Origin of the sequence: Curtobacterium flaccumfaciens, from assembly GCF_018598405.1 — a bacterium.
Classification (GTDB): Bacteria; Actinomycetota; Actinomycetes; order Actinomycetales; family Microbacteriaceae; genus Curtobacterium; species Curtobacterium aurantiacum.
The window spans coordinates 1-7,950 of record NZ_JAHEWS010000048.1; the positions used below are offsets into that span (position 1 = coordinate 1).

General features: G+C 67.6%; 5 protein-coding genes. 1 reads left to right on the forward strand and 4 read right to left on the reverse strand.

Going from position 1 to position 7,950, the window contains the following annotated elements; genetic code table 11:
* Window positions 1–167: 167 nt before the first annotated feature.
* The 4 genes from KK097_RS17470 to dnaK all read right to left on the reverse strand — a co-directional run bounded on the left by KK097_RS17470 (window position 168) and on the right by dnaK (window position 4,338).
* The gene (locus KK097_RS17470) at window positions 168–578 is read right to left on the reverse strand and encodes a heat shock protein transcriptional repressor HspR (protein ID WP_214531702.1); all 411 of its coding nucleotides are present in this window, start codon (window positions 576–578) and stop codon (window positions 168–170) included.
* Window positions 579–764: 186 nt separating this feature from the next.
* On the reverse strand, window positions 765–1,769 hold the full coding sequence (locus KK097_RS17475) for a DnaJ C-terminal domain-containing protein (RefSeq protein WP_017886377.1): 1,005 nt from the start codon (window positions 1,767–1,769) through the stop codon (window positions 765–767).
* Window positions 1,770–1,810: 41 nt separating this feature from the next.
* Window positions 1,811–2,470, reverse strand: a complete 660-nt coding sequence (locus KK097_RS17480) for a nucleotide exchange factor GrpE (protein WP_214545598.1) — start codon at window positions 2,468–2,470, stop codon at window positions 1,811–1,813.
* A 2-nt stretch (window positions 2,471–2,472) separates the two neighbouring features.
* Complete coding sequence (dnaK, locus tag KK097_RS17485; protein WP_017886379.1) at window positions 2,473–4,338, reverse strand: molecular chaperone DnaK; 1,866 nt, start codon at window positions 4,336–4,338, stop codon at window positions 2,473–2,475.
* A gap of 885 nt (window positions 4,339–5,223) precedes the next feature.
* Between dnaK and KK097_RS17490 the strand changes: the two genes are divergently transcribed.
* Complete coding sequence (locus KK097_RS17490) at window positions 5,224–7,938, forward strand: hypothetical protein (RefSeq protein ID WP_214545599.1); 2,715 nt, start codon at window positions 5,224–5,226, stop codon at window positions 7,936–7,938.
* Window positions 7,939–7,950: the final 12 nt, after the last annotated feature.

The window sequence follows — 7,950 nt, forward strand, 5'->3', positions numbered from 1 at the left end:
GCCGACTGGCAGTACAAGGACGCGGCGTTCCGGCAGGACGCCGACGGCGACGTCGTCAAGCAGGTCAAGTCCCCCCTTGCCCCGAAGTCCTGACCGTCAGCACGACGAACGCCCCGGACAGCAGTGCTGTCCGGGGCGTTCCCGTGCAGGCGACGCTCCGGTCGCCGTCAGCGCGGCCCGCGGTACAGCACGACCTGCGTGTTCCGCTGCGGCCGCGACCCCGCCTTGAGCGAGATCGCCGCACCACTCGCGGTGGCGGCGAACACCCGTGCGCCGGGCCGGTTGATGAGCTGGTCGGCCAGCGCCGACTCGAGTTCCCGCACACGATCGCGGAGCGCCTTGTTCTCGTTCTCCAGGTCGAGCACCCGCCGGATACCCTCCAGCGACACCCCCTCGGAGCCGAGGCGCGCGATCTCACGCAGCTGCACCACGTCCCGCATCGAGTACCGACGCGACCCGCCGCGCGTCCGCCCCGGCACGACCAGGCCGAGACGGTCGTACTGCCGCAGCGTCTGCGGGTGCATCTCAGCCAGCTCCGCGGCGACCGCGATCGCGAAGACGGGCGAGTTCTCGTCCATGTCGGTCATGGCGCGTTCCTTTCCGTCGTCGACGTGGTGGTGAAAGCCAGCCTGGAGGCCCGGCGAGCGTCCGTCAGGAAGCCGCGCCGCCCCTCTCCCCACCGGCACGGCCGGCCCGCCGCTTCGCGACGGGCCGGTACCGGCGGCGTGGGCCCAGGCTGGGTCTACTGCGTTCAGTGCGCGACGCTAGTCGCGCGCTTTGGCGAGGAGATCCTCGCGGGGGTTCTCGTCGGGCAGCGCCGCCGCGAGTGCCTCGACGGCCTCGCGCTGCTTGTCCGACAGGTGCGACGGCACCGCGACCTGGACGGTCGCGAGCAGGTCGCCCGTGCCGTTCTTCGTCGTGACGCCGCGGCCCTTGACGCGCAGGACGCGACCCGACGGCGTGCCGGGCGCGACCTTGAGCTTCACGGGCGAGCCGCCGAGCGTCGGGACCTCGATCGTCGCGCCGAGTGCCGCCTCGGTGAAGGTCACGGGGACGTCCACGCGCAGGTTGAGTCCGTCGCGCTCGAAGACCGGGTGCTTGCGGACCGACACGGCGACCACCAGGTCACCGGCCTCACCACCGTCCGGCGAGGGCTCGCCGCGACCGCGGAGTCGGATCTTCTGACCGTCGGCGACGCCCGCGGGGATCCGGACGTTCACCGGTCGGCCGTTGCCCTGCGAGAGCTTGACCGTGTCACCGGCGATGGCCGTGGTGAAGTCGAGCGTCGTCGACGCCGTGACGTCGCGGCCCTTCGTCGGCCCACCGAAGCCGCGGTAACCGCCGGAGGTCTGACCGAAGCCACCACCCCCGCCGAACATCCCGCCGAGGATGTCCTCGAAGCCGCCGGCACCGCCCGGGCCGCCCTGGCCGAAGCGGACGCGCTGTCCGCCGCCGCCCTGTTGCCCGAACATCCCGCCGAAGACGTCCTCGAAGCCGCCCTGGCCCCCGCCACCCGCCGTGAAGCGGGCACCGGAGCCCATGGCGCGGACCTGGTCGTACTCCTGGCGCTGCTCCTTGTCGGACAGCACCGAGTACGCCTCGCTGATCTCCTTGAAGCGGTTCTCGGCGGCGGCGTCACCGGGGTTGGAGTCCGGGTGGAACTGCCGCGCGAGCTTCCGGTACGTCTTCTTCAGCTCGGCGTCGGAGGCGTCCTTGGACACGCCGAGGACCTTGTAGAAGTCCTTGTCGAACCAATCCTGACTGGCCATGGATCACCTGCCTTCTTCTGTCGTCACCGTGGAGACCCGGCTCAGGCCGGGACCGCCACCGCGACCTTGGCCGCGCGGAGGACGCGCTCACCGAGCTTGTAGCCCGGCTCGACGACGTCCGCGACGGTCTGTCCGGTGGCACCCGGGGTGGGGAGCTGGACGATCGCCTCGTGGATGTTCGGGTCGAACGCTTCGCCCTTCTCGCCGATCTCCACGAGCTTGAACTTCTCGAAGCCACCGCGGATCTTCTGACCGATGACCTGCATCGGGCCCTCGGCGAGGTCACCGTGGGCCTCGGCCCGGGTGAGGTCGTCGAGCGCCGGCAGCAGGGCCCGCACCACTTCGGCGATGGCGACCTCGCGGTTGGCCTCGCGGTCACGCTCGACGCGCTTCCGGAAGTTCACCAGCTCGGCCTGCGCACGGAGCATGTCCGCACGCATCTCGGCGACGAGGTCACGGTCGTCGGTGCTCAGCTTGTCCTCGGCGATGCCGCGGGCTGCGTCGGCGAGCAGCGCTTCGTCCTCCGGGGAGAGGTCGTTCGCTGCCTCGGCCGCCGGGCCCCCGGCGGCGGGGCCGTCCGTCGGTACTTCGACGTCGGGCCCCTCCGCCTCGATGAGGTCCTCGGGCTCGGCCGCGTTCGTGGCGTCGCCCTCGACCTGGGGGTCTTCCTCGTTCGGCACGTTGTCCTTGGGATCCGTCATCGTTACTTCTTGTCCTTGTCGTCCTCGTCGTCCACGACCTCGGCGTCGACGATGTCCTCGTCGTCGGCCGGCTGCTCACCCGCGGGCTGCTCGCCACCGGCGGCACCGGCTGCTGCGTCCTGCTGGCTGTAGATGGCCTGACCGAGCTTGCCCTGCGACTCGTTGAGCTTGTCGAAGGCGGTCTTCACGGCGTCGTCGTCCTCGCCCGCGAGTGCGGACTTGAGCGCGTCGACGTCGGCCTGCACCTCGGACTTGACGTCCGCGGGGAGCTTCTCGTCGTTCTCCTTGATCAGCTTCTCGATCGAGTAGACGAGCTGCTCGGCCTGGTTGCGACGCTCGTTTGCCTCGCGACGGGCCTTGTCCTCGGCGGCGTGCTCCTCGGCCTCGCGGACCATGCGCTCGATGTCCTCCTTCGGCAGCGACGAGCCGCCGGAGATGACCATCGACTGCTCCTTGCCGGTGCCCTTGTCCTTGGCGGACACGTGCACGATGCCGTTCGCGTCGATGTCGAAGGTGACCTCGACCTGCGGGACGCCACGGGGAGCCGGGGCGATGCCGGTGAGTTCGAAGGTGCCGAGCGGCTTGTTGTCGCGGGTGAACTCGCGCTCGCCCTGGAAGACCTGGATCGCGACCGACGGCTGGTTGTCGTCAGCGGTCGTGAAGGTCTCGCTCCGCTTGGTCGGGATCGCGGTGTTGCGGTCGATGAGCTTCGTCATCAGGCCACCCTTGGTCTCGATGCCGAGCGACAGCGGCGTGACGTCGATGAGCAGCACGTCCTTGCGCTCGCCCTTCAGGACACCGGCCTGCAGTGCGGCGCCGACGGCGACGACCTCGTCCGGGTTGACTCCCTGGTTGGGGGACTTGCCACCGGTCAGCGACTTGACGACCTCGGCCACGGCGGGCATGCGGGTCGAGCCACCGACGAGCACCACGTGGGCGATGTCGTTGACCGAGACACCGGCTTCCTTGATGACGTCGTTGAAGGGCTTCTTGGTGCGGTCGAGCAGGTCGGAGGTCATCTGCTCGAACTGGGCGCGCGAGATGGTCTCGTCCAGGTTCAGCGGGCCCTCGGCGGTGAGCGTCAGGTACGGGAGCTGGATGTTCGCCGACATCTGCGACGACAGCTCCTTCTTGGCCTGCTCAGCAGCTTCCTTGAGACGCTGCTTGGCGATCTTGTCCGTGGACAGGTCGACGCCGTGCTCGTCCTTGAACTTCTTGACGAGGTAGTCGACGATGCGCTGGTCCCAGTCGTCGCCACCGAGGCGGTTGTCACCGGAGGTCGCGCGGACCTGGATCGTCGAGAAGTCGTCGTCCTTGCCCACCTCGAGCAGGGAGACGTCGAACGTGCCGCCACCGAGGTCGAAGACCAGGATGAGCTCGTCTTCCTTGCCCTTGTCGAGGCCGTAGGCCAGAGCGGCCGCGGTCGGCTCGTTGATGATGCGGAGGACGTTGAGGCCGGCGATCTCACCGGCGTCCTTCGTGGCCTGGCGCTCGGCGTCGTTGAAGTACGCCGGCACGGTGATGACCGCGTCCGTGACGTCTTCGCCGAGGTACTGCTCGGCGTCGCGCTTGAGCTTGCCGAGGGTGCGGGCCGAGATCTCCTGCGGCGTGTACTTCTTACCGTCGATCTCGGTGGTCCAGTCGGTGCCGACGTGACGCTTGACCGACGCGATGGTGCGGTCGACGTTCGTCACGGCCTGACGCTTGGCGGTCTCGCCGACCAGGACCTCGCCGTCCTTCGTGAACGCCACGATCGACGGCGTCGTGCGCATGCCCTCGGCGTTGGCGATGACGGTGGGCTCGCCACCTTCGAGAACGGAGACGACGGAGTTGGTGGTTCCGAGGTCGATGCCTACTGCACGTCCCATGTGTTGCTCCTCTTGCTTGGGGGTAAGTCGTTGGACTTGCGTCCGATGCACTCAACTCTACTCCTGAGTGGAGGCGCGTCAACTTTGAGCACGGGAACTTGCGCCGGTCACACTCAACTCCCAGGCGACGGGGAGAGCGGATAGCATGTTCGTATGTTGGTATTTCACGTGATATTCTGAATACACATGCGTAGCGAGCCGTTCGGTGAGCGCGCGTGCTCCCCTTCCCGAACAGCCGCGTTCTGCGGCCTGTCCTGAAAGATGCACATGTCTCACAAGAAGAGGGCCTCCACGGCTCTCAAGTCCATGGGTGCGGCCGGCCTGGTCGCAGCCACCATCGTCAGCGGTCTTTCCTTCGGATCCACGGCCGCATCAGCTGCGGCGGCACCGGATTCGGACGTTCAGCCGGCTAACACGTCCACAACCCTCGGGAACCGCCTCATCGGCAAGTTCGTGGTGGAGGTCATCAACAACGGTTACGGATACGGATATCGCAGCGCCCACGCTCCAGTGGACAACGGAGCGATGAGCGGTGGAAGCAGGCAGGACTCCGCCAATGCCGCAGCAGCCGATGCCGCCGTCTGGACTTTCCCAGCCTCGGGAACCCGGGGCGAGATCCGTGGAACCGGCAGTGCATCGAATGTCTGCTTGCAGATCAGCGCGGCCCAGGTTGCCATCACGAACCACCGATGTGACGGATCAGATAGCCAGTCGTTCAAGCTCTATGGCGGGCCGAGTGCGTACACGATCCTGTCCAAGACAGGCAACTATCTGAGGTACTCGGCCACTGGTTGGCGTGCTGACGAGAATGGCAACCACGCGGCCAAGCTACAGGGCCAGTTCCTTGCTCCGCACACCTCCGACCTGAGTGCGAGTGTCACGAAGGTGAACAACATTGCGAAGACGGCGGTGGTGTCGGGGATGGCGACACCGGGTGCCAAGGTGTGGATCGGTGAACAGAGTGCAGACGTCAACGCCAGCGGCGCCTGGTCGATGACGGTGTCCGTACTGGAGCCCGGCAAGAACGACCTGGTCGTGATCCAGAAGATCGACAACGAGGAGTTCGACCGCAAGACCGTGTCCGCGACAATCGTCGAGGGCGGGGGCCTGTTCGCAGTTGACCAGGGGCCGGTCGAGCTCGAGCGAGGTGCGACCACCCAGGTGCCGTTCGTCGTCGAGAACCGCGTCTCGCGCACCGACACCAAGGGCACTGTCGTGCTGACCGCTCCGGACGGCGCCACCTTCTCCGAGCAGGACACCGTCCAGGGCTCGTGGCGACGCGTCGGCAACACCGCGTGGAACGCCTCCACGTCGATCCCGCTCACCAACGGCCGTCTCTCGAACGACAACACGACCCTGACGTTCGACGTGGACTGGGCCAGCGAGCGTCCGACTGACCAGCAGTACCGCTTCATGGTCGACGTCACCGCCAGCGACGAAGCCCCCGAAGAGCCGAGCGCCATGGACTTCGTCTTCAGCGGCACGAGCAGCACGAACGACTTCCGCGCCGAGGGCACGACGACGACCACGATCGAGACGGCGGTCGTGGACCTCGTCGCCCGGATCACCTCGATCGACCACGCTGCGAAGACCGCGGTGATCTCGGGCACGGCGACGCCGGGCGCGAAGGTCACGATCGGCGAGAAGAGCGTCGACGCCGATGCCGAGACCGGTGCGTGGAGCATCACGGTCGAGGACCTCGTGTCGGGCAAGAACACACTGCACGTCGTGCAGGAGATCGACGACGAGGAGCACGACTCCAAGGACGTCGACGTCACCGTCAACGATGCCGCGATCACCGGGCAGGACGGCACTGCGGTCACGCTCGAGCGCGACCAGGTCACCTCGGTGGAGTCGCTGTTCAAGACGAACGGATCCATCAGCAACCCGAGCGGGACCGTCGAGTTCACCGCTCCCGAGGGCACCACCTTCCGCGATGGTCAGAACACCATCATGGGCGGGGCCAAGAAGCCGGGCGGCGAGTGGGACAACACCTACCTGCGCCTGACCGACGGCAAGCGATCCGAGGACGGGACGAAGTACACCTACACGTTCCGGACGGCGTCGTACTTCCGTGAGCCGGCCGACACCCTGTTCAAGTGGAACATCGACGTCGTCACCCCGGCAGACGCCGAGGCCGAGACGTCCCCGATGACCACCAAGCTCGTCGGCACGGCGACCGAGGGTGCGTTCAACACGACCAGCAGCACGGCAACCACGATCGAGGCACCGAGTGTCGCGGCTCCGACGGGCACGGTCACGTTCTCGGACGACGTCACCCAGAAGGCGACCGTGTCGGGCACCGGTGTCGACGGCGCCACGATCACCCTCTACGCCGGCGACTCCACCACCGCGATCGGCACTGCTGTGGTGAACAACGGCACCTGGTCGACCACGATCGACCCCATCGGCGCGGGCGACCAGAAGATCCGCATCGAGCAGTCCGGTATCGACGGCATCCAGACCGCTGAGACGACCGCCGCATACGGCGCCGCCGTCACGCTCGAGCAGCCGGACTCCTCGACGGTCGTCCCCGGCGCCGTCACCGTCACGGGTGCCGGCCAGGCAGGCACCACGGTCACCATCACCGGCGGCGCCAAGCCGGTCACGACCACGGTCGAGAGCGACGGCACCTTCAGCACGGAGGTCGAACTCGAACCCTCGAACACCGCGAAGACCCTCACCGCGCAGCAGCACTCCAAGGGCAACCTGACCACCTCCGACACGATCACGGTCACCCCCAACGGCGCCCAGACCGCGCGGGATGTCGTCATCACCGAGCCGACCAGCCACACCTACCAGCCGAACCGCGCGACCACCATCAGTGGCACCGCGACCCCGTATGCCACGGTTCAGCTCCGCTTCCAGTGGAACGACACCGTCCACGGCACGGCCAAGGCAGACATCAACGGCAACTGGTCCATCACCCGCGGCTTCGGCCCGGCAGCGAAGTACGAACTGACCGCGACGCAGACCCGCTTCGACAAGACCACCTCCACCTCCGCCATGTTCAACCTCGACCCCGAGGGCATCAGCAACAAGGAGGTCGTCATCACCGGGCCGGCCGACCACGCCTACAAGCCCGGCGAGCCGACCCGGGTCACCGGCACCGCCACCCCGTTCGCGACGATCGAGCTCCGCTTCCAGTGGAACGACACTGTCTACGGCACCGCCGTCGCGAACGCCAACGGCGAGTGGAACATCCTCCGCGCCTACGGCCCCGCTGCGACCTACGAGCTGACCGCGAAGCAGCTCCGAGCCGATGGCACCACGTCACTGTCGAACACCTTCACCCTCGAAGCCACCGGCATCGACCGACCGTTCACGCTGACCACGCCCGCGATGGACTCGACCTTCGAGCCCGGCGCCCCCGTGTCCTTCACCGGCACCGGCACCCGCGGCGCGACGATCACCGCCATCGCTCCGGCATGGAACAACAACGTGATCTTCACCACCAAGGTCGACGACAACGGCAAGTGGGAACTCCGCCGCGGCTTCGCCCCCGGCATCACCTACGACCTCACCCTCGTCCAGCAGCCCCTCGAAGGAGACCCCACCAGCATCACCGGCCTCCACCTCACCCCCGCCCCCGCCAATTGACCACCGCCAGCT

Excerpts from the sequence above, each read along its gene's own strand:
- dnaK (WP_017886379.1), bottom strand. The coding sequence starts at position 4,338 with ATGGGACGTGCAGTAGGCATCGACCTCGGAACCACCAACTCCGTCGTC.
- KK097_RS17480 (WP_214545598.1), bottom strand. The coding sequence starts at position 2,470 with ATGACGGATCCCAAGGACAACGTGCCGAACGAGGAAGACCCCCAGGTC.
- KK097_RS17475 (WP_017886377.1), bottom strand. The coding sequence starts at position 1,769 with ATGGCCAGTCAGGATTGGTTCGACAAGGACTTCTACAAGGTCCTCGGC.
- KK097_RS17470 (WP_214531702.1), bottom strand. The coding sequence starts at position 578 with ATGGACGAGAACTCGCCCGTCTTCGCGATCGCGGTCGCCGCGGAGCTG.